Here is a 22,069-nt window from a genome sequence, read left to right as displayed (position 1 = left end):
AGGTTAAATGATGACACACAAAGCTACTGTAAAAGCATTAGACGTTCAATCAGCTTGGTTACAAAGCTACATTGGCTCTGCAGAAAAACAACAACAATTATTTAAAAGAACATTAATTGTTATCGTCATATCTCAGATTTTTGGAGGAGCAGGACTTGCAGCGGGAATAACAGTGGGGGCACTTCTAGCCCAGGATATGTTAGGTACAGATAGTGTAACGGGAATTCCTACGGCATTATTTACTTTAGGGTCAGCAGGGGCTGCACTACTTGTGGGACGACTTTCTCAGCGATTTGGACGGCGTTCCGGGCTTTCGACTGGATTTTTGGCTGGAGGGATCGGTGCCATTGGCGTAGTCGTTTCGGCATTAACAAATAGCATTCTGCTTTTATTTATTTCACTTCTTATCTACGGGGCTGGATCGGCTACAAACTTACAAGCACGCTATGCAGGAACTGACCTGGCAAATCCAACACAAAGGGCCAAGGCTGTGAGTATGGCTATGGTTTCCACCACATTCGGTGCTGTTGCAGGGCCAAACCTGGTGGATGTTATGGGTGAGTTTGCTGTATCGATAGGAATTCCTGCTTTAGCTGGTCCATTTATATTAGCTGCAGCAGCTTACCTGCTTGCTGGTTTAGTTCTATTCATTTCACTTCGTCCCGATCCTTATATAGTAGCAAAAGCGATAACAGATGCTCAAAGAACAACCGGTGATTTACTTTCAGAGGAAAATACAAATTTGTTATCGATAAACAAGCGAGGCATTTTTGCCGGAGCTGCCGTAATGATTCTAACTCAATTTGTGATGACGGCCATTATGACGATGACACCTATACATATGGGGCATCATGGACATGGCTTGAATGAAGTAGGGCTTGTCATTGGCTTTCATATCGGTGCTATGTTTTTGCCTTCGTTAGTAACGGGTTTTCTTGTTGATAAAATGGGCCGTGCCGTGATGGCTGCTGCTTCTGCCGTTACGCTGCTTGTTTCTGGCATTCTAGCCGCTATGGGACCTGCTGATTCGATGGCGGTACTTATTGTATCACTTGCATTGCTTGGGCTTGGCTGGAATTTCGGTTTAATTAGTGGCACAGCAATCCTTGTAGATGCAACTCAGCCCTTCACTCGAGCCAAGACGCAGGGTTCTGTAGATGTTTGGATTGCTTTGTCAGGAGCATTAGGAGGAGGATTATCTGGAATGGTTGTGGCACATTCTAGTTATGCAGCTCTTTCAATTGCTGGTGCCTTGCTTTCATTACTGCTTATTCCAATTGTTATTTGGGCTGGTATTAACAAACAGAGTAAGGTTTGATAAAAAGAAACAGCTCTTTCACAAGTACATTTATACAGCATACACAATAGAAAAGAGGAAAGAATGTGAACAATTCTGTAGTTATTGTTGGAGCTGGTTTAAGTGGCCTGCGGGCTGCGTCTTTACTTACTGCACATGGCATCAATTGTAGGGTTCTAGAGGCAAGAGATAGGACTGGCGGCAGGATCTTGACCGCTGCTGATCCAAACAGACCTGACCTAGGAAACTTTGACCTTGGACCGACATGGTTCTGGCCGCAGTATGAAAGTACGATTGCCAATCTTGTTACAGAACTGAATGTAGAAACTTTCGTCCAGTACACCAAAGGAGCAATGCTTTCAGAACGATTCCCAAACGAACCACCAGAGCGTTATGAACTGCCGGAAAATTCCGGTCCAATATCAGTTCGATTCAGGGGAGGTGTGCAGTCTCTTATTGATGCTGTAGCAGATACTATCCCCTCGGAAATAGTCGAGTTAGAAACACGAGTTACGGCTATTCGACTAGATGAAGCCGGTATTATTACCGTTGAAGCGGTTCTTGCTGATGGAAAGCGAAAAAACGTTTCTGCAAGTGCTGTTATCCTAGCATTGCCGCCTCGGATTGTGGCGCGTCATATTGAATTTTCTCCTGCTCTCACTCCAGCTCTTATTGCTGACCTTGTAAATAAACCTACCTGGATGGCAGGACAGGCCAAGGCAGTTGCAATCTATGATCGGCCTTTTTGGAGGGAATCAGGACTCTCTGGATTTGTATCGAGCTGGGTTGGACCCTTACAAGAAATCCATGATGCTTCTCCTGAAACAGGCTCTGGTGCATTATTTGGTTTCTTTGGAATACCAGCAAAAATGCGCCGGGAACTGGGGAAGGATAAAGTTTCAAAGCTGGTTAGTGACCAATTGGTTAGGATCTTTGGAACTTCCGCCCAAAATGTAAGTGCCATCCTTTATAAAGATTGGTCTAGAGATTTCGAAACGGCTGTTGAGGAAGATTTCGATCCGCTTAGAGATTTTCCAAGCTATGGTCAGCCGCCAAAAGCAGGTGTATGGGAAAACAAAATTATTTTTTCTGGTACTGAGACAAATTCACAATATGGCGGACATCTTGAAGGCGCACTTCAGTCAGCTGAACAGGCAGTTTTTGAAATCATTAATAGAAATAACAAGCCTATATAATACGATCTTTTTAATGAGCATCGTATAGGAAAGCTAACAGAACTTGAACAAAAAATAGCGCCGCATTCCCTACGAAATCTTTGATTTAGTGGGGAGGGAGGCGCTAATTTTCTGTTCAAAAGTGTAAAAACTTGCATCAACAGGATCCCGTCGACTTGGAGTAAATGCATGAGTCTAAACATAAAGTTTCCTACTAAAAATATGTTAATCAGTTACAGTGATCTTTTCAACCGCTGCAAGGATTTCATTATGTCCACGATTTCGATGTGACTGTATTAAAATACTGGCAGCCTTACAGTCTTTAGCTTTCATACATGAAATAATTGCCTTATGCTCCACTATAGAGTGAAAAGGAATTGGGCGGTGATTAATTGTAAATAATCGAGCTCGATATAATTGGTCTGAATGGCTGTCTATCACTGCTCTAAGACGCTTATTTCCTGCATAATCAATAATGAGGTGATGAAACTGGTCATCTAGAATAGCCCATTTTTTTAAATCATTTTGCCCAAGTGCTTCTTCCTGAAGCTCAATTAACGATTCGAGTTTGCCTAACTCTTCTTCTCCAACCTTTGAAGTGGCGAGACCTACAGCAAGGCCATCAAGTGTTTCAGCAATTTCATAAACTTGTTTCAAATCTTCTTTCTCGATCGGCTCCACAATAAATCCTCGTCTAGGAATAAGCCGAACCATTCCTTCCGTCTCTAAACGCACGAGGGCTTCTCGTACGGGAGTACGGCTCATTTGTAGCACTTCAGCCATTTCTCTCTCTAATATCGTTTTCCCGGGAGGAAGAATCAAATCACGGATAGCCAGCCGGATAATTTGATATGCTCGCTGCGGCAGACGGTATTCCTCAAAACCTACTAGGTTATCGATAAAGAACAGAATTTCTTTCTTCATGCTTACTTCGTTTAGAGAAAAATTTTTTTCATTATCCTTTTCAATTATATTTTTTTGCATTTCTATCACCTAATCCATTTTTTATTCATCAAGTTATCATTTAATCAATGACGGTTCTATCACTATTTTACGGATCTATAAAGAATAAAGGCGTCCCTTTTCAGTTTGTAAACTAAAGTGAACAATGTCAAATAAGTGAATTGAGCAACATAAGAACTGGATTCTTATTGCTAAAACATTATTTTCAAATGTTAAAAATCTCTTATAAAGGAAAGAGGCTGGGGAGTTTTTTGAAAACCCCCAGCCTTCTTTTTATACTTCTGCTTTAACTTTGAACAGATTTTCTATCATAGCGGCCCACACATAATTCTTAAAAAGAATTTTTTCTAGATCGGTAATGCCCCGGTTAATACATAAACCCCCAGGTATATAAACACAATGGGCCAGGCATACATAATATACGTTTTTTGGAAGTTTATAAAATTTGTCTCTGTAGAAGCCACTAACATATATAGAGCTGGAATAACGGGTGAAATAAGACGGAATGCCTGCCCCACCATGGAAGCTACAGCCGCTTCGCTTGGAGAAATTCCGTATTGCCCCATAACATCTGCCATAACGCCGGCAATCCCAAAATAGAAAGCATCCTGCGGCAAAAATGTAATGGCAGGTGCTGAAATTAACGCGTAGATGGGTGCCATATTTGAGCCTAAAGATTCTGGGATCATAGCGGTGATGGATGTGGCTAAAGCAGTTGACATCCCGCTGCCCGTTAGAACGCCAGAGAAAACCCCGGCAGCCAAAGTGGCCAGAGCGGGTGCTAAGGAATCTGCTGCCAGGTCATCAAGCCGTTCATTAATAAGACTTGCAGACCGGTAGTTTACCGTAAGGGCAATGGCGGCACCTATCCCAAATAAAACACCGCCATGTGCAATATCCATCACCAGCATAGCTAGAATAACAAGCGTTAAAATCAAATTAAACGCATATAGTTTAGGTCGCTTTAATTCAGGATCTTTTAATCGAATAGCGTTTAACATGCTTTCCATTTGTTCTGGCGAAATATCTTTAGCCGTCTTAGGATCGAATTTTAAACGCTTTCTTTCTTTTATACCGATAAAATAAGCCATAGAAATGGCGAACACCTCAGCAACCAGCATACCTGGCAACAGGTCTGCAAATAATTCGCTGATACTTACATCCATGGCTGTAGCTGCAGCAATCGTTGGGCCACCCCATGGCAGCTGATTAAAAATGCCGATAGGGGTTACAATAATGACAGCTAAATAAACGAGCTTTATATTCATTTGTTTATACAGTTGAAGGAAAGCAGCCACACAAATAATAATCGTGGTAGTCGTATCTCCATTCATTGTGACGACTGTCGCTGTTAAAACAGTGGCCATCGTCACTTTCAATGGGTCTCCTTTTGCTTTTTTTATAAAAAATTCGCATAAAGGGTCGAACAAACCGACGTTAAGCATAACACCGAAGTACAAAACCGCAAATAAAATCACAATAGCGGGTGAAATAACCCCGGTAGAAACCTCTCCCGTTTCTTCATCTACACTAAATAAAATACCTTCTTTAATCCATTCGAAGAGATCCCAAAACGAAGCACCCGTTGCGAAGGTAGCAATGGCTCCAAAAATAAATGGAACAATGGTTAGCGCCCCGAATACCGTTAATTTATTTTTTGAGAGAAGTACAATGAATACAGTGATCATTAATAATGCTAAGACTGTTAACATACAAACCACCTCCTATAGAAATGATGAAACAAAATGATCTATCATTTTAATTTCTAAGCTGTTGTTTTATGTAGAAACAATAGTCTGCAAAAATAGAAATGGTAGCGCATACAAAAACGTTCATCCCTTATGATATACGAAAAAAGTTGTACCATGTAGGGGAATAAACTGGAAGAGAAATTTTGCTCAAATGATTTCCTTGGCCTTGTACCTCTGTTTTGTGTGATAGACCATTTCCCTGATATCCAACCTATCGGGCTTAAGGAAGCTCACAAATGAAAATTATTTATTTGAAAGCGTATTCAACAATATCACCCCTTTATCCCTAAATCAATGGTGCAATAAAATAAACCAATAGAGTACCATTGATCAAATTGTATGTTAATGTATACGTTGATGTCAACAGAACTTTTAGAATATTTCATTTTTTTATAGGTGGAGATATAAATAGATAAAGAAAACATGTATATATTACTGATTTTTCAATGAATAGAAGGGGTTGAGTATGTTTGCTTAAAAAATATTTTTTGTTAAAATAAATTAAACTATTGACTTTAATGTATTCATTATTTAATAATTAGCTCATAAGATATTCATATTAAATTGATTTATAGAAAAGAGGTGTGTAGGAGATTTATTGATGAGTGAAAAACGTGGTTTATATCTAGCTGTTATGCCTGATGAAGGAATTCGAAAAGAAATAAAAAGTATTATTATATGTACTGGCTCATTTAGCTTAAGCATCAGGCAGGAAAGTCTATTGTGAAAACGCTTTCTTTTTTTTGGGTTATGTAAATATATCCCTGTTACTTCCGTTTTTATACAAAAAATTAAAGATAAAAAGGAGAGTTATTATGAGCGTTACTATGGATAAGGTGCAGCAAAAAGAAAAGATGACTGATTTGATGTCAAAATTTATTTCGCTTGTCAGCTACAAACTTCCTGATGATGTAGAAAATAAATTAAGGGAATTGAGTGAGGAGGAAGATAACCGCCTTGCTAAAATTATTTACAAAACAATGTTTGAGAATCAGAAACTAGCTTCTGAATTAAAAAGACCTTCATGCCAGGACACAGGTGTTCTCCAGTTTTTTGTTAAGTGCGGAGAGAATTTCCCTCTGATTGGGCAGTTAGATAGTATTCTAAAGAATAGTGTGTATAAGTCAACTCAAGAAACGCCATTGCGACACAATTCTGTAGAAACATTTGATGAGTACAATACAGGAAAGAATGTCGGTGACGGTTCACCGAGTATCTTCTGGGAGATTGAAGAAAACAGTGATAAGGTGGAAATTTATACTTATATGGCAGGCGGCGGCTGTACTCTTCCTGGAGTCGCGACCGTTTTAATGCCGGGTGAAGGCTATGAAGGCGTTGTAAAATTTGTGCTCGATCGGATGACCAGTTATGGAATTAACGCCTGTCCTCCACTGCTTGTGGGTGTAGGCGTCGGTACCTCTGTAGAAACAGCCGCTATGAATTCTAAAAAAGCTCTTATGAGATCTGTTGGAAGTCGTAACGAAAATGAAAATGCTGCTACGATGGAAAGGCTTCTTGAGGATGGAATTAACGCGATTGGTCTTGGACCTCAGGGACTTAAGGGATCTAAATCTGTTATGGGTGTGAATGTGGTCAATACAGCTAGACATCCTTCCACTATTGGAGTTGCCGTTAACACAGGATGCTGGTCCCATAGACGAGGAAAAATTACATTTGATAGTAATTTGAATTATGAAATTAATACTCACGAGGGGGTAACACTATGAGCAAGAAGGTATTAACAACGCCTATAAAAGATGAAGATCTTAAGGATATACAAATTGGGGACATTATCTACCTAACCGGTACACTGGTTACTTGTAGGGATGTTGCGCACAGAAGACTTATTGAAGAAAAAATGCCATTGCCTGTAGATCTTAAGGGTAACGCTATTTTCCATGCGGGTCCCATTGTTAGAGACCTTGGCAATGAAGAGTATGAGATTGTTTCTATTGGTCCGACAACCAGTATGAGAATGGAAAAGTTCGAAAAGGAATTTATCGAAGAAACAGGCGTAAAACTCATTGTTGGAAAAGGCGGAATGGGGAAGAACACCGAAGAAGGATGCAAGACTCATAAAGCTCTGCATCTCGTCTTTCCAGCAGGAAATGCTGTTTATGCTGCAACAAGTGTTAAACAAATCAAAGAAGTGCACTGGAAAGACCTTGGAATGCCTGAATCTCTTTGGGTATGTGAAGTGAATGAGTTCGGTCCTCTTATTGTTTCCATTGATACAGAAGGAAATAACATCTTCGAAGAAAATAAGATAGAGTTCAATAAAAAGAAGGAAGAACAATATGAGTTAATCAGTCAGCAGGTAAGATTCATCAAATAAGTTATGGAGTTGGTATATCCATGCAGGTACTGCAAAAAACACAAACGATAGTTCGCTACCAGCAACATAACGGAAAAATATATTACGGCATTGTTGAGGATGGAGTCATTTTACAACTATCCAGTAGTTTCACTGAAGTTGTAAACGGCGAATTAAAGTATGATGGGTCAAGAGTTAAATACAATGATGTGAAGATTTTAGAGCCGGTAGTACCCTCGAAAATCGTTAATTTTGGCTGGACATATGTTGAACACGCAAAAGAAACGGGCGGGACAGCCAATCTTGAAGAACCATTTTTGTTTTTAAAGCCTGCCTCTTCCATCATTCCAGATCAAGGAGAAATTATTCTTCCCTCGATTGACTTAACCAAACAGGTGGAAATGGAAGGGGAAGTGGCTCTCGTTATTGGGAAGCGCGGTAAAAATGTAAAAGTAGAAGAGGCGTTGGATTATGTTTTTGGCTGTACAATATTTAATGATGTAACGGCAAGAGATCTAACAAAAAGCGATCCCCAGTTTACTCGTGGTAAAGGCTTTGATACCTTTGGCCCTTTGGGTCCGTGTATTGTAAAAGGTATAGATCCGACTAATTTACGAATCATTACAACATTAAATGATAAAATCGTACAAGACGGTAATACGAATCAGATGTCACTTTCAATTCCTTTCCTTATCAGTTGGATTTCACAGGTTATGACACTGGAGCCGGGGGATGTTTTGGCTACTGGTTCACCTTCTGGCAGTTGCCCAATGAAGTCGGGAGATACTGTAGTGGTTGAGGTAGAGCAAATCGGCAAGCTTTGTAACTACGTAAAATAGAAAACACTGTATCACGAGCTAAGGGCTACTATTTAACAATGGGTTAGCTTATTATGGTAATAAACATCTTTTCATAAATAATTTATCAATAGTAAGCACGACTGTCTAACAAAAAAAGCTGTAGTTGATTTCTGAGAAATCTCTACAGCTTTTTTGTTAATCACGATCATGTTATTAATTAATTGCATTCACTATATATTTTGTTCTGTTACTGTTTCTTCAGCATGTCTAGCTGCACAGCCAGCGTTCATATATTGTACATCGCTGGTATAGAATGTTCTCCTACTGTCTTTTAAAAGCCTTTTTGACCATGTATTTTTACGATAGAGCTCATCGCCATGATCGTAATCAGTGCTGCACCAAGCGGTAAGAAGAAACCAAGAATAAAAAGGATTTCCGTCGAAATTAACCATCCCCCAGTTTCTTTTATCCTATAGCCTCCAAACCATCCAAATAATTTCTGTGTTCCATAAAAGATAAAGGCAAAGCCAATCATAGCACGAATAAGTAATAAGCCTAAGTCTGCCAATAGAAGCATCCCCTTTCTGTTATTTTATAAATATTTACTGTGCCTAAATCAAGCGCAGTGCAGGTATAAAATTTCTTCTATATATAAAGATCACTTCTCGTGATCAACTGCCTATGTAAAGCCCTTAAGGATTAAAATATTTTTTATCAATTAGCCTCCCGCCGAAATCGACCTGTACAAGATGAAGCTAATAGTCAAATGGCTTGTGGTGGTTTGTAGACTTTCCAGTTGTTTTTTATATAATACCCATAAATCAGTATATTTTTCTTTAAATGAATGAATGCTTGTTTTGGAAAGTCATATCTGCTTGTCAGAAAATGATTAATACGGCCTTGCTCACATTTATATACTTGTTCAACGATCTACGTAGCCAATCCTTAATATCGAGGGACAGGAAAACCGAAGGCAATTCCTCCTCGGATTCAATACTAAGCGTCTCATATTCCCGAATATACCGCACACAACCTTGTTTAGTCGACCGTTTAACAAAGTCCGCTAACTCAACCGAGGCACCATTTAATCGGGCATCTTTCATGTGAATCATCCATCGATCCTTAAAGTACCAGTCCCTTAAACGTTTGCATCCCAGTTGCTTTCCTTTCGGGATAGAAGGGGAAAGAAAAGCGCTGGCACACGGATTCTTTGGCTTTTTTATTGTAATATTGCCGCTGTAAAAGCCGGTCTTTGCAAATTTTCTTTTCGTGCAGTTCACTGAATTTTTTTAAATTACTTTCTTGCATAAGGGGAATGGTACGGCCTTTCACTTGTCCTTTAGAAGCGGGTCCTTCTTTACTATAAGCCGCAATGAAATTCCGGCTCGTCTGCAGGTACTCTGCCACCTGGTTTAAGGTTAAGGCTTGCGTTATTTCAGGCATGATTTCAATCAATGTTCAATTTCTTCTTAAGAAAAAAGCAGACCTTGATGGCCTCCTAACTTACCATACGCATGGACTGTAGAAACAGAGCGGCCAATTATTTTTGCGACTTCCTTTAAGGAAACTCGGCGCTGACTGGATTCCTTTAGTTTCATTCATCGATAGATCTTTTCAGAGACTTACAGTTGTAGAAAGGTAGGTAATAATGTCCATAAATAGAATATTTAAACTTACCAAACAAACTTAGAAGGCGGCACTTTATAATATTTCTTAAACGCTTTAGAGAAAGTATAAGGATCAGGGTATCCGAGCATACTTGCAATTTGCTGGATTGAATAGCGTTTAAGGTACAATAATTCTCGAGCCCGGTTCATTTTCAATTGATAAATGTAGCGTCCTGGTGTCAGACCAAGAACTTTCTTAAAATAAAAGATAAAATACTTCTCCGACATACCCGCTACTGCAGCGATCTCTTCAACTCGAATGGTTTGATGAATGCGTTCATGGATAAAATCAAATACAGGCTGAAGCTTAACCAAATCCATGGTCAACTTCTGATTAGTTGGATCATGCATGAATTCCCCTCGATATTGTTTGCGACTGTACTGTTCCATAATCCTGGCGATTAAAATCGTCAAACATCCTTTCAAACGAATTCCTGACATTGGAGCACTATGCTTATATTGGTCATACGTATCCAAAAAAAGGCGAATCTCCTCTTCAACAAGCGTCCTACTAATAATGCCAGACAGCTGAAAATTGTCTAGTATTTGAAAGTGATCCCCGAGGCTAAGATCAAAGTGTGTGAATATAAATTTGCAACCGGTACTCAGGGTTGTAGCAGTATAGGAAATCTTTGGAGTGAAAAGAATCAAATCTCCTTCAGAAGCGAGATATACCTTTTCTTGAATACGAATTTCAATCCGTCCTTCTTGAATGCACCATAAGTCATAATCCTTATGTTGTCTTCTCTCAATCCAACTTTTGGGATGTGCAACTTCACTACAAGAATTTAGTCGGATCTTGATGAGTTCTGAAAGTTCGTTAAAAATATCTAAACTATCCATCGGTGAGACCACTCCTCATACTTTTAGACATATTCTTGTTTATCTATTATTTTATATAAATTTATATGAATTATAAAATATTACTATTTGACATGTAATGCTTACTCTCTTGCATTTCCACTTTTGTATTCGTTTTCTATAATTACAGATAACAAATGAATTGGAGGAGATTTCTATTACGATTCAGAAGCCTAAGGTAGTCGTGTTAGGAGCAGGGAGTTTGTTTTTCGGTCGCCAGTGTATTTGGCAAATGGTACATTCTAAACATCTAAACAAAGGTACTTTAGCTTTAGTTGATACAAATGAAGAACGGTTAAACAAGCTGGTCGATTTAGCCAAAATGGTAGTCGATGCTAATCAAGTCGATTTGAAGATTGAGGGGTCAGTTGACCGCAAGCAAGTTCTTCAAGATGCGGACTTTGTCGTACTTAGTTTTGCTAAGGATACGGTACAGTACAGGGGAATAGACTGTGAGATATCCGAGAAGTATGGAATAAGAATGTGCTCTGGTGACACTATCGGACCAGGCGGGATTTTTCGAGCGATGCGCGAGCTTCCTATGATTATGGAGTGTGCAAAGGATATTGAAAACATTTGTCCCAAAGCTTGGGTCATTAATTATATTAATCCGTCGACGGTCAATGGAATGGCGTTAAAAAGATATGCACCGAATTTAAAGACTTTTGCTTTATGTGATTCGCATCATATGCCGCATAAGAAAATGATCTATGCTGAACGAGCAGGGATTATCAATGATAAAAGTGAGTATTCTGAAGAAATCGACCGTAAATTCAATTTGCGCATTGCCGGAGTAAATCACTTCACCTGGCTGTTAAAAGCGGAATATCAGAGAAAAGATGTCCTTCCTATTATTGCTGAATCATTGAAGCGTTCAGCGGAAACGGAAACAGTAGGTGGTGACACAGGTGCCAAGGCTCTTTATAATGATGCAATCAGCCATCAACTGTATGACATTTTTGGCCATATTCCAACTTGTACTGCTCATACAAAGGAGTATGTTCCTTATTGGCAAGGGCTGGGCAAGCTGGAAGATATGATACCGCCATTATCAATTTGGGAAACGGAAGACCGTTATAAGCGCCATGATGAGATGTGGCGGCAAGTTGATGGTTTCCTAAGCGGTGAAATACCCATCAGTGAGTATATGAATACATTTGGTCCGGATCATGCGACAGACATTATTGAAAATATGGTGGGCGGATTAGGGAAGCCGTTCTACATTAATACTCTTAATCAAGGTGCAGTAACGAATATGAACGATGATTCATTCCTTGAACTGTTATGTGAGGTCACTATGGATGGAGTAAAGCCTTTACCTGTTGGTGAGATGCCTCGTGGAATTCGCGGCATGCAGGAGCTAGTCCTGGATACACATGAATTAACAGTGGAAGCCGTTGTGGAAGGTGACCGTAAGAAACTTAGAAGAGCTATGCTTACTGATCCTCTCGTTAACTCTATTGCGGATGCCGATCAAATCATTGAAGAACTTTTAGCGTTGGAAAAGGATATTATTCCTGAGCATTGGTATGCCAAGGATCTTATATAGCCTAGCCTTGCAGTGAATGTTTTTTATTTTAAACTGAAACGTGTATTGAAAAGCGTATACTAAATAACCCGTTCATTGAAAGCAATTAGGTATGGATTCAAAAAAATTTTTTAATTGATTATAACATTGAAAAAATAGCTGCGGGTCCAATTATCGGCAGCTTGCTGTTTTAAAAGTTGTTTTTGATCCCTGTCTCAAAAATAGAAAGCAGTTCCAATTGGTTTATGGTTTATTTGTCAAATGCTTTTTCATACTGTTGGAATAGGATGTTGTCCAGTTGTATCATCCTCAGAATCCGACTGTTTAGGGACATTTTCGGTCTGGCTTGATCCCCTATGTGTGACCGTTCTTAGCCGGAGCATAGAAAAAGCAGCATTCGCGGGGCTCCGCTTTCCAAGGGGCAGGCGGTGAGCTCGTTTTCACCGCTTCATGGCGAAGCCAATCTCACCTGTCCCGCTAGTCCCTTAGGAGTCTCCGCCCCGCGCCTGCCGCTCTTGTGAGGAGGAAAGAGAGCCAGTGAAACCCAGTGTGTTTTCCTTTCTTAGCTGAAAAAAACAGAAAAACTTTTTCAACCTCGCTGTTTTTCAAAAGGGGAGACTTTTGGGCAAGCTAAAAAAGAAACATGCTACATATACTTTTTGAAAAAACGAATTTCCTCTTGACCTCTTTGTTTTTCAACACTAAGAAAAAAGCATTCTGCAGATGCAGAATGCTTTTTCGTTTTATGAAGCTGAAATGTGAAAATCTGCTTCCATTCGCTTATATCGCAAAATCTGTCTTATATACAAAGCAACTACAACCGCAGCAAGCGTAAAACCGATAGCCATTGAAACTCCATATGCTAAACCGAATCCTTCTGGCGCGTAAAAAATATACGTGCAGACAACCCCAGTCATAAACACAGCGGGCACGCCGGCAATCCAATGGTTTTTCCCTTCTTTCAGCAAATATGAAACCGCCGTCCAAAGCATTACGGCCGCCACAACTTGATTGCTCCAGCCGACATACCGCCATAAGAACGAATAGTCAATTGTTGATAAGTAAAAAGTAGGCATGCTAACCACAAGCGTCATGATCAGTACCATTCCTTTCCGGTCCATATTGACAAAACCAGAAAGCCAGTCAGATAAAATCATCCGGGATGAACGGAGTGCCGTGTCGCCTGTTGTAATAGGCAGAATAATAACACCAAGAATCGCTAGAATGCCGCCGAATGTGCCAAGAAGTGAAACAGAAATTTCATTTACAACCCCAGCAGGGCCGCCGGCAGCTAGTGCTTCTTGTAGACCCACTGTACCGCCAAAGAATGTCATGCCGGCCGCTGCCCAAATGAGGGCAATTACACCTTCACCAATCATTGCTCCGTAAAACACTTTGCGCCCTTCAGACTCCTTTTTCAATGTCCGTGAAATAATTGGACTTTGTGTAGAATGGAATCCAGAAATGGCACCGCATGAAATGGTCACCATAATCAGAGGCCAAATAGGCAGTTCAGCCGGATGAAGATTCGCAAGAGTCAGCTCAGGAATAGGTTTGCCGCCAAATAACAGCGCTACACCAATCGCCACAGCCATGACAACTAAAACAACACCAAAAATCGGATAAATCTTTCCTATGATTTGATTAACTGGCAGCACAGCTGCTAATAAAAAGTATGCAAAAACAAGAATAAGAGCAGTCATAAAACTAAGCGGTGTTAATTGTGTTAGCAGCTGCGCCGGTCCGGCTGTAAAAGCAGCCGCTACTAAAATCATTAAAATGAGAGAGATAACGTTAACCGCTGATTTGACAGCATTGCCCAAATATTTTGCTACTAAAGCTGGAAATTGAGCACCACCGTGGCGTAATGACAGCATACCTGAAAAGTAATCGTGCACGGCTCCGGCAAAAATACAGCCGGCTACGATCCAGATAAAAGCGACCGGGCCATATAATGCGCCTGATACTGCACCGAAAATGGGTCCGAGTCCGGCGATATTTAACAGCTGAATAAACCAGCCTTTCCACCATGCCATTGGAACGTAATCAAGACCATCCGTTTTTTCATAAGCCGGCGTTTGCTGTGAATCATTAATCACAAACACACGCTCAACGAATTTTGCATAAAAAAGATACCCGCATAAAAGTAGAACAATAGATGATAAAAATGTAATCATTGATGAAACCTCCTGATGTAAACAAGAACTATTTTATTATTCTATATTCTGAAAAATTAAAATACAACCTTTTTTTAAAATAATCTGTTTATTTATGTCGATTTTTTTATTTAGAAAATTATTTTTGCATTTTATTTTACAATAGCAACCATAAAACCTGTTTTAGTCGTTTGTAGAAGCAGGTTTTATAACCATCAATTTAGAGAGAGGTTCAACAATAATACCGGCATTGCCAAAGTGGTTAATGCTGATATGACACTTGCTTTATTTGAAAAATATCAGCATTTACCAATGACAGATAGTATGTTTGTGATGTCCATTTTGCTAACCTTTACGTTTCTTGTTATATCAGTCGATTCAGCTACATATATTCTCGCAAGCATGACGACAAATGGAAGCTTAACTCTTTGGCTTGTGGCAAAGATCATCTGGGGTTTCGTGATGTCAGTTATCGCAGCCGGTTTACTTGCTGGCGGTAGATTTGCGGCATTATAAAATGCAACATTTGTTTCCGCTCTTCCGTTCCCTGTTTTGACGTTGTTAATTAAATTGTGGAAAGAGCCTATTCCTCTGCGGCCAGCTGATGTGCACCGGTTTAAACGGCTTGAAAAAGCTGTAAAAGAAGAAAATGAATAAAACAAAAAACCGAAAAGCATAGAGCTTTTCGGTTTAGACTATTACGCCGTTTTTTTGTTTACGAAGCCGATTTTTTCTTGATATCTTTTTTATAGTAAAGGTCGGAAGTGAAAAACTCTGTTTTTAGCTTTTTCACTTCCTTACTTAGTAGCAATACAGCAATAACATTTGGGATTAATATAGCGGCAAGTGCAAGGTCAAGAAAATTCCAAATGACCTGGGCGCCGCCTATTGCTCCTACCACAATAGAAGCCAGATAAACGAATTTCATTACAAAACCCGCTCGTAAGCCAAATAAAAACTCTGCTTGTCTTGATCCGTAAAAGATGACAACAATAATTGTTGATAATACAAAGAAAATAAGCGAGATCGTAACAATTAAGCTTCCCGTGTAACCGAAATATTCCTGAAAAGCAATAGTCGTCAAGGCAGCTGGATTATCCGCTGCACCTTCACGTGTCCAGACACCCGATGAAAGAACAACAAAAGCTGTTGTACTGCAGATAATTAATGTATCTATCACAATTCCCATTACAGCCCAAAATCCTTGTCGGACTGGATGATCAGTCGTGGCAGCTGCATGGGCAATCGGTGCTGTTCCAAGTCCTGCTTCATTGGAATACAAGCCGCGGGCAAATCCCCAGCGGATGGTTTCTGCTACAGCTGCGCCGGCAAAGCCGCCAACTGCTGACATAGGCTGAAGTGCATAAGAGAAAATAAGATCGATAACTTCTGGCAATTGGCTGAAATTCATGGCTACAATGATCAAACCTGCACCTACATAAAGAAGCGCCATAAACGGCACGATAATTTCGGTTACTTTTGCAATACGCTTCAAGCCGCCAAAGATTACAAGTCCGACCAGAACAGCTGTGATGAGGCCTGATAGCAGTTCATTTCCGTTAAATGTTTCTTTTACGGCAGAAGATACAGCATTTCCCTGGACCATAATACTTGGAATCAGCTCGATCATTAAAGCAAAAGCGAACCAGGCTCCCAGCCACTTAAGTTTCAGCCCCTTTGTCATATAATAGACAGGGCCGCCCACGTATTCTCCTGCCTCATTCTTCTCCCTATAATGAACTGCTAACACACTTTCTGAAAATTTAATGGACATCCCAATAACTGCAATTACCCACATCCAAAACACAGCACCCGGTCCTCCAAACATAATCGCAGCGGGCACTCCGATGATGTTTGCAGCACCGACGGTAGAAGACAAGGCGGAAGTTAATGCCTGCAGCGGTGTAATATTTCCTTTTCCTTTTGGCTCTTTAAATATACTGCCAAAGGTTTGCTTCATCATATAAAGCGGGTATCGAAACTGAAAGAACCCTAATAGAACGGTTAAATAAACGCCTGTTATGACAAGCAATGTAATAAGGGGAATGCCCCACAGCCAGCTGGAAAACGCACTGACTCCTTCCAAAAAATTTTCCATGCAATTGCACCACCTAAACATAGTTTTTTGTCATGTTCCCTAATGGAGCATTGAATAAACAATGTAAAGGTGAAGGAAACGGAAATGCCGGCCTTTAGCCTTGAAAAATTCTATAAGAAGAGTATACATAAACAACGATAATCAACAGGGAAGGGACAAGATACTTTACGGAAGAACCTTTTTTCATCTTAAGTGCCAGCATTAAAATAAGAGATAATACACATACGGATAGTGCGGAAACCTGATGGACAGAGGAGACGTTTGAAAGAATAGGCCCCTTACGATAAACGGCATCAGAGCTTGTTAGAATTAGCATATTAAAAATATTGCTGCCGAGTATTGAACCAAGAGCTAGATTCACATTTTTTAATCGAAGGGCCACAAGTACAGCAATTGCTTCGGGCATAGAGGTAGTAGCCGCCAGGAAAAAGCTGCCTACAAAACTTGATCCAATTCCAGTAACTCTGGCAATTTCATCACCTACAAAAGAAAGCATGGTTCCTGCCCCAGTGATCAGTAAAGCCATAATAAAAAAGCCGGTTATTGTTTTTTTTAGTGAAAAAGGCGTCTGATCAGAAGAAGTGGATGAGTTGTTTGCAGCCATATCCTGTTCAAGAGTGGGTGCCTGGAACGCTTTACTGATAATAAACATGCCTAGGATGCAAACAAATGCAATACATAAAGAATCTAACCCAACTCCGTAAACAACATAGTGTGGGTGCCATACTAGGGCAAAGAGTGTCATTAACGAAAGAAAAAATCCAAGCCCCGCTGTGAATACATGCTCGCTGCTTACAGATTGGTATAAGCGTAATTTTCGGTACCATAAATCAAAACTTGCAATAATAAAGAGATTGAACATATTTGATCCAAGCATATTTCCTACTGCAATATCCGGATTTTCAAGGAAAACAGCAGAAATGCTGGTGGTTACTTCTGGAAGGGAAGTGGCGCTTGCCAGCAGAACCGTTCCAACGAGCAGCCCGCCAAGTGACGTTTTCTCACTTAATTCATCCGCGTAATTTGATAGTGCTATTGCTGCCAGTACAGTAGCAGCCCCAGCTGTTCCAAATAAAATAAAAAGCATGAAATCCCTCCTTCGTACTCATATAGTAAACAGAATTTAATAAGTTATGAACACTTGTCCCACCATTATATAAAAAGGCTGCTTCATTTATTCCCTTCTCTGTAAACGCATCATCTATTCTAGGATCGTTATATTTAAAAGCCCTTTCCTGCACGTATGGTGAAAAAACAAAAATGGCTGCCAGTAAAAAACTGGCAGCCATTTTCTCATTATATTTCATTACTTGTGTTTATATGGATTTTTTAGCCTAATTTCTTTTGCTTCCTTATTAAGCGATTTAACCAAACTAATGGTCATTAATACCATTACGATGGAAAAGGGTAAAGCCGCAACAATCATGGTGTTTTGCAAAGCTTGCAGTCCTCCTGAATATAGAAGAACAAGAGCCATAATCGTCAACAGGGCACCCCAAGTAATTTTTATGCGGTTGCTGGGATTTTGAGAACCATTCGTTGTCATCATGCCTAAAACATAGGTTCCAGAGTCAGCGGAAGTAATAAAGAAAGTTCCTATAAGAATGATTGCAAGGATCGATACGATTCCACTCATTGGATAATGTGCCAATACACCAAAGAGAGACTCCTCGGTTGCTAGTTTTGAAATGGAAGTAACGCCATCGTGCTCAAGAAGCATAGCAGAACCACCGAATACAGAAAACCATATAAAGCTGATGAGAGAGGGAGCAAGCAAAACATATGTTACAAACTCACGGATCGTTCGTCCTTTTGAAACGCGGGCAATAAAGATTCCAACAAATGGAGACCAAGCAATCCACCATGCCCAGTAAAAGATCGTCCAGCTGTTGATCCAGCTGCGGTTTTCTTCGTTAAGTGGAGCAATCCGAAGGCTCATACTCACAAGCCCTTGAATATATTGCCCGATTGTGTCAGTAAATAAATTTAATGTAAACAAAGTTGGACCCAATATAAACAACAAAAGAAAAAGGGCACCAGCAAGAAGCATGTTAGCGTTGCTCAGAATTTTGATTCCTTTTCCCAAGCCTGTTAAAGCTGAGATCATAAACAGAACAGTTACCACTAAAATAATAAAGAACTGATTTGTAATAGTGGAAGGAACATCAAATAAGTAAGCTAACCCGCCGTTAATTTGTACAGCGCCAAATCCCAGTGTTGTGGCGACACCAATCACCGTGGCAATAACAGCCACAACGTCAATGACTGTTCCCAGGGCACCGGTTGTGTGTTTTCCAATAACTGGTTTTAAAGTAGCGCTAATTATGGACAGCTCACCTTTCCTAAAGGTAAAATAGGCCAAACAAAGAGCAACAATTCCATATATAGCCCATGCGTGGATACCCCAGTGAAAAAAGGTGAATCTCATCGCATCTTTCATTGCTTGGTCTGTACCTGTTTCTCCAGTTGGAGAACTGACGGCATAATGGCTAATTGGCTCAGCAGTACCGTAGAATACTAACCCGATTCCTACTCCGGCACTAAAAAGCATGGCGATCCAGGTTGGGCGTGAAAACTCGGGTTTGTCTTCTGGTTTTCCTAGCTTTATTCGCCCAACTGGACTTACCAATAAATATAAACAAATTACTACAAAAAACAATACCACAATTAAATAGTACCAGCCAAAGGCATCTACAATGAAGGCCTGCAAACTGCCCGTCACAATTTCAAGTTTCTCGGGCATGATCACTCCTATAAGAACGAGCAATCCTATTATAGCTGCTGATATATAAAAAACAACTGAGACATTCTTCATTCTACATGAAAACCTCCAATCCTTGATTTATCCATATTAACTTTTTTTATTTCAATCCTATTAATCAAAAGGTCTTTGCTTATACACTAACCAATTAGGCTTATAGGCTGTTTTCTTTTTAATAAAAGCCTAATCCTTTTTACTGGAAAACTTTTAGATTTTGTGTAGGAAAAAGGATTTATTATTAACTTTTGGTTGAAGAATATTTAACTAAGTATTGTAGATAAAATTAGTTTTAAAGTAAAATTTCTTGAATTTAATTGGACAGTTCTTTACCAAAACTATTATATTTGCAGGGTGCAGCTGAATTTACTAGGAGTTTTGGGTGGTAAAAGAATGCCTAATCATTGTCTGATTATAATTTAAGTATGCCCTTTTTTTATCTCGAAAATACATCGAATATACAGGGGAGTTAAAAGAAAAAAAGGATGCCTGTTTCTACCGGAAAAGAGGTGTTAAAAATGTTGCTCACTTTCATCACACAAAGGTTAAACAATATAACAGCATAATTAGAGATTCAGCATATAAATCTTGTCTAGTTTCTTCTCAACATTTTTATAATTGTTCTCGTAAAAATAGATATTTAATTTGTCTAGGAAAATACCAATTTTTAATAACAAATAACTTAAACAAAACTGAAAAATGAGTTAACCCTCTTTATTTGAAACATTACGTAACGTAGAGTACTCTGTATGATTCGATTTCTTGATAACAGAAATACTTCCATCTGTCTCCAATACAACAGCTTCCACTTGTGACATAGAGGAGGTCCCGTTTGATCGGACTGCCTGGAGAATTTCAACTTCTAACACCCTTTCTTTTTTCATTGTATATTTAAAATATTCTCCCTTGTAATAAAGAAGTTTTGGGGTTGATTTAATTATTTGACTCACAAACGTTGACCGGACAGAAAGCCATGCGATCAGGTATTGCATGCCAATCAAAAGCAAAAAGGCAGTAAAGCCTTCGGCCAGCGCCACCTTTTTGCTTAATAGAATAGTGGCTAAAGTAGAACCAAGCGCAACGGTAACGACAAGATCAAAAGCATTCATCTTTGAAAGGGTGCGTTTGCCAGAGATTCTTACAAAGAAAATCAGTCCAATGTAAGCTAAAATACCTACAATAATTGTTCGCTCAATCGTTTCCCAGCTATTAAAAAACAATATATCCACCTCCCTTTTCGCTGTTTTGAATGAGTCCACTGCTGCTGATTAAATAAAGCGGAAAATAAGAAAGTTACACAACACAAAAAATTGATAAATTCAATTGTGTAAAGGCCACTTTCGGGCACTTGCTTCAACAATGTCGAACAATCCTTTGCATCGTTTTTCCAAACCACTTAATTTTCTTTAAAAGTCTTGGTCTGAGCAGGCAGGTAGTCCTTTTTGGAGGAACAGCTTTCCAAAATACTCCGTTTCGTATAATGATGCTGTTTCTTAGCGTGAGGAATATGTAACCTGAAAAATAAAGACGATCTATCTATGGAGCGGGTGTTTTAACTTGTGTATTAGTCATTGCACTCAGATCACCTGCAAAAAATAAAGTCCAGCCTCCCCAAAACAAACAGACCCATATTGATACAGTGCTTGCCAGCAGTAAAGGGCCTACCAAGCTAAGAATATACATGCTTTTCCATATCCCTTTAGATAGGTGTCCTGTTACAGAGCCCGCTCCACCTTCTGCCCATAATGTCGTACAAATAAAATCTATCAATCCGGTAATTAGCAGTATAATACCCCCAATTGCGTAAAAATCAATCACTTTTTTTCCGCCTGACAACAACTCATCCTACAAACCTTCACAACCTATCTATATGGTTAGCAAATAATACAGGAATCTAGTTTCTGGTCATACTGTATTATTTCCTTCCTTTAAGGTTTTAAACAATAGATCTTTTTTATCCGTGTCAGGGTCGATTTTTGTGGAGAGGAAAAATAAACACAGCTTTTAACTCTAAAAAAAGACTTGGAGCATCTCTATAAAATGTCTCTTTTAAATCGGAAGCTGGGTAATTGGCTGTGATTCTTTAAATCGTCGAAATGTGAGGTATTTAAAGGATTTTTTTTTCGTTTTAATCCTGCTATTTGTGGAAGAGAGATGTTGTAAAGAAATTTAAAGGAGGGAACACAATGAACACAAACTACGATGAATGCATTCGAGCTTGTCTGGAATGCATGGAAGCATGCAATTACTGTTTCGACAGCTGCTTATCTGAAGATAATGTAAAAATGATGGCTGATTGTATTAGACTTGACCGCGAGTGCGCAGACATTTGTGCTTTTGCTGTGAAGGCTATGCAAACAAACAGCCCATTTGCCAAGCAGATTTGTCAGCTGTGTGCAGATATTTGTGAAGCGTGCGGCAATGAATGCAAAAAACATGAAGTAGAGCATTGCCAGCGCTGTGCAAAAGCATGCTTTAAATGTGCAGAAGCATGCCGCAGCATGGCCTCTTAGTCTTACATGACAAGGAAGATCGGATACTTGTCCGGTCTTCTTTTTGTTTATAGAAAAAGAGACATAAAGTGAATAAAAGTATTAAATCCAGTGTTATGACGACAGCTTCAACATTTCTTATGTTTAATACTTATGTTTGAGCAAATCATAAAGGCTAATTTTATCATTTATTAATGAAATTAGCCTGC

The 22,069-nt window shown here is 39.5% G+C and carries 19 protein-coding genes and 2 pseudogenes; 9 read left to right on the top strand and 12 right to left on the bottom strand.

Features of this window, described 5'->3' with window-relative positions:
* Positions 1 to 7 precede the first annotated feature (7 nt).
* Together VP97_RS13920 and VP97_RS13915 are read left to right on the top strand one after the other, a co-directional pair.
* Entirely contained in the window at positions 8 to 1,318 is a 1,311-nt protein-coding gene (locus VP97_RS13920) for an MFS transporter (RefSeq protein ID WP_156153502.1), read from the top strand.
* Positions 1,319 to 1,383: 65 nt separating this feature from the next.
* Positions 1,384 to 2,493, top strand: coding sequence for a flavin monoamine oxidase family protein (locus VP97_RS13915; RefSeq protein ID WP_050182451.1), 1,110 nt, complete (start codon positions 1,384 to 1,386; stop codon positions 2,491 to 2,493).
* A gap of 204 nt (positions 2,494 to 2,697) precedes the next feature.
* Here VP97_RS13915 and VP97_RS13910 read toward each other — a convergent pair whose 3' ends face one another.
* Entirely contained in the window at positions 2,698 to 3,456 is a 759-nt protein-coding gene (locus VP97_RS13910; RefSeq protein WP_082220356.1) for a GntR family transcriptional regulator, read from the bottom strand.
* A gap of 326 nt (positions 3,457 to 3,782) precedes the next feature.
* A complete protein-coding gene (locus VP97_RS13905; RefSeq protein WP_050182450.1) occupies positions 3,783 to 5,147 on the bottom strand; it encodes a citrate:proton symporter in 1,365 nt (454 codons plus the stop codon).
* 640 nt (positions 5,148 to 5,787) lie between these two features.
* Between VP97_RS13905 and VP97_RS24745 the strand changes: the two genes are divergently transcribed.
* From VP97_RS24745 to VP97_RS13890, 4 genes are all read left to right on the top strand, one after another.
* On the top strand, positions 5,788 to 5,913 hold the full coding sequence (locus VP97_RS24745) for a hypothetical protein (protein ID WP_281175100.1): 126 nt from the start codon (positions 5,788 to 5,790) through the stop codon (positions 5,911 to 5,913).
* An 88-nt stretch (positions 5,914 to 6,001) separates the two neighbouring features.
* A complete protein-coding gene (ttdA, locus tag VP97_RS13900; RefSeq protein WP_245629893.1) occupies positions 6,002 to 6,913 on the top strand; it encodes a L(+)-tartrate dehydratase subunit alpha in 912 nt (303 codons plus the stop codon).
* Positions 6,910 to 7,521, top strand: coding sequence for a L(+)-tartrate dehydratase subunit beta (ttdB, locus tag VP97_RS13895; protein WP_050182449.1), 612 nt, complete (start codon positions 6,910 to 6,912; stop codon positions 7,519 to 7,521). Before ttdA ends, ttdB begins: the two co-directional genes overlap by 4 nt.
* A 20-nt stretch (positions 7,522 to 7,541) precedes the next feature.
* Positions 7,542 to 8,339, top strand: a complete 798-nt coding sequence (locus tag VP97_RS13890) for a fumarylacetoacetate hydrolase family protein (protein WP_050182448.1) — start codon at positions 7,542 to 7,544, stop codon at positions 8,337 to 8,339.
* 295 nt (positions 8,340 to 8,634) lie between these two features.
* On the opposite strand, the pseudogene VP97_RS24925 reads toward VP97_RS13890, so the two are convergent.
* The 4 genes and pseudogenes from VP97_RS24925 to VP97_RS13870 form a co-directional block, all read right to left on the bottom strand.
* Positions 8,635 to 8,736, bottom strand: a pseudogene (locus tag VP97_RS24925) (oxidoreductase); the annotation flags it as partial.
* Positions 8,737 to 8,748: 12 nt separating this feature from the next.
* Positions 8,749 to 8,868, bottom strand: a pseudogene (locus VP97_RS24920) (DoxX family membrane protein); the annotation flags it as partial.
* A 554-nt stretch (positions 8,869 to 9,422) separates the two neighbouring features.
* Entirely contained in the window at positions 9,423 to 9,755 is a 333-nt protein-coding gene (locus VP97_RS13875) for a hypothetical protein (protein WP_050182445.1), read from the bottom strand.
* A 218-nt stretch (positions 9,756 to 9,973) separates the two neighbouring features.
* Positions 9,974 to 10,810, bottom strand: coding sequence for an AraC family transcriptional regulator (locus tag VP97_RS13870; protein ID WP_156153501.1), 837 nt, complete (start codon positions 10,808 to 10,810; stop codon positions 9,974 to 9,976).
* A gap of 169 nt (positions 10,811 to 10,979) precedes the next feature.
* Here VP97_RS13870 and VP97_RS13865 point away from each other — a divergent pair, with 169 nt between their 5' ends.
* Positions 10,980 to 12,377 carry a family 4 glycosyl hydrolase gene (locus VP97_RS13865; protein ID WP_425388473.1) on the top strand — a complete coding sequence of 466 codons (1,398 nt, stop codon included), beginning with the start codon at positions 10,980 to 10,982 and terminating at the stop codon, positions 12,375 to 12,377.
* 722 nt (positions 12,378 to 13,099) lie between these two features.
* Here VP97_RS13865 and VP97_RS13860 read toward each other — a convergent pair.
* Positions 13,100 to 14,533, bottom strand: coding sequence for a carbon starvation CstA family protein (locus VP97_RS13860; RefSeq protein WP_050182442.1), 1,434 nt, complete (start codon positions 14,531 to 14,533; stop codon positions 13,100 to 13,102).
* A 117-nt stretch (positions 14,534 to 14,650) separates the two neighbouring features.
* Between VP97_RS13860 and VP97_RS13855 the strand changes: the two genes are divergently transcribed.
* The gene (locus VP97_RS13855; RefSeq protein WP_342667324.1) at positions 14,651 to 15,028 is read left to right on the top strand and encodes a BCCT family transporter; all 378 of its coding nucleotides are present in this window, start codon (positions 14,651 to 14,653) and stop codon (positions 15,026 to 15,028) included.
* Positions 15,029 to 15,227: 199 nt separating this feature from the next.
* On the opposite strand, the gene VP97_RS13850 is transcribed toward VP97_RS13855, so the two are convergent.
* From VP97_RS13850 to VP97_RS13830, 5 genes are all read right to left on the bottom strand, one after another.
* Positions 15,228 to 16,610 carry an alanine/glycine:cation symporter family protein gene (locus VP97_RS13850; RefSeq protein WP_050182440.1) on the bottom strand — a complete coding sequence of 461 codons (1,383 nt, stop codon included), beginning with the start codon at positions 16,608 to 16,610 and terminating at the stop codon, positions 15,228 to 15,230.
* A gap of 94 nt (positions 16,611 to 16,704) precedes the next feature.
* Complete coding sequence (locus tag VP97_RS13845) at positions 16,705 to 17,697, bottom strand: sodium:calcium antiporter (protein WP_050182439.1); 993 nt, start codon at positions 17,695 to 17,697, stop codon at positions 16,705 to 16,707.
* Positions 17,698 to 17,916: 219 nt separating this feature from the next.
* Positions 17,917 to 19,425 carry a glycine betaine uptake BCCT transporter gene (locus VP97_RS13840; RefSeq protein ID WP_050182438.1) on the bottom strand — a complete coding sequence of 503 codons (1,509 nt, stop codon included), beginning with the start codon at positions 19,423 to 19,425 and terminating at the stop codon, positions 17,917 to 17,919.
* 647 nt (positions 19,426 to 20,072) lie between these two features.
* The gene (locus VP97_RS13835; protein WP_050182475.1) at positions 20,073 to 20,597 is read right to left on the bottom strand and encodes a YetF domain-containing protein; all 525 of its coding nucleotides are present in this window, start codon (positions 20,595 to 20,597) and stop codon (positions 20,073 to 20,075) included.
* A gap of 307 nt (positions 20,598 to 20,904) precedes the next feature.
* Positions 20,905 to 21,186 carry a hypothetical protein gene (locus tag VP97_RS13830; protein WP_050182437.1) on the bottom strand — a complete coding sequence of 94 codons (282 nt, stop codon included), beginning with the start codon at positions 21,184 to 21,186 and terminating at the stop codon, positions 20,905 to 20,907.
* Positions 21,187 to 21,554: 368 nt separating this feature from the next.
* On the opposite strand from VP97_RS13830, the gene VP97_RS13825 reads away from it, so the two are divergent.
* On the top strand, positions 21,555 to 21,881 hold the full coding sequence (locus VP97_RS13825) for a four-helix bundle copper-binding protein (RefSeq protein ID WP_050182436.1): 327 nt from the start codon (positions 21,555 to 21,557) through the stop codon (positions 21,879 to 21,881).
* Positions 21,882 to 22,069 lie beyond the last annotated feature (188 nt).

Source organism: Domibacillus robiginosus, from assembly GCF_000966195.1.
In the GTDB taxonomy this organism is placed as follows: domain Bacteria; phylum Bacillota; class Bacilli; order Bacillales; family Domibacillaceae; genus Domibacillus; species Domibacillus robiginosus.
The sequence above is the reverse complement of the archived record's forward strand: the minus strand, read 5'-3'. Positions and strand labels throughout refer to the sequence as shown.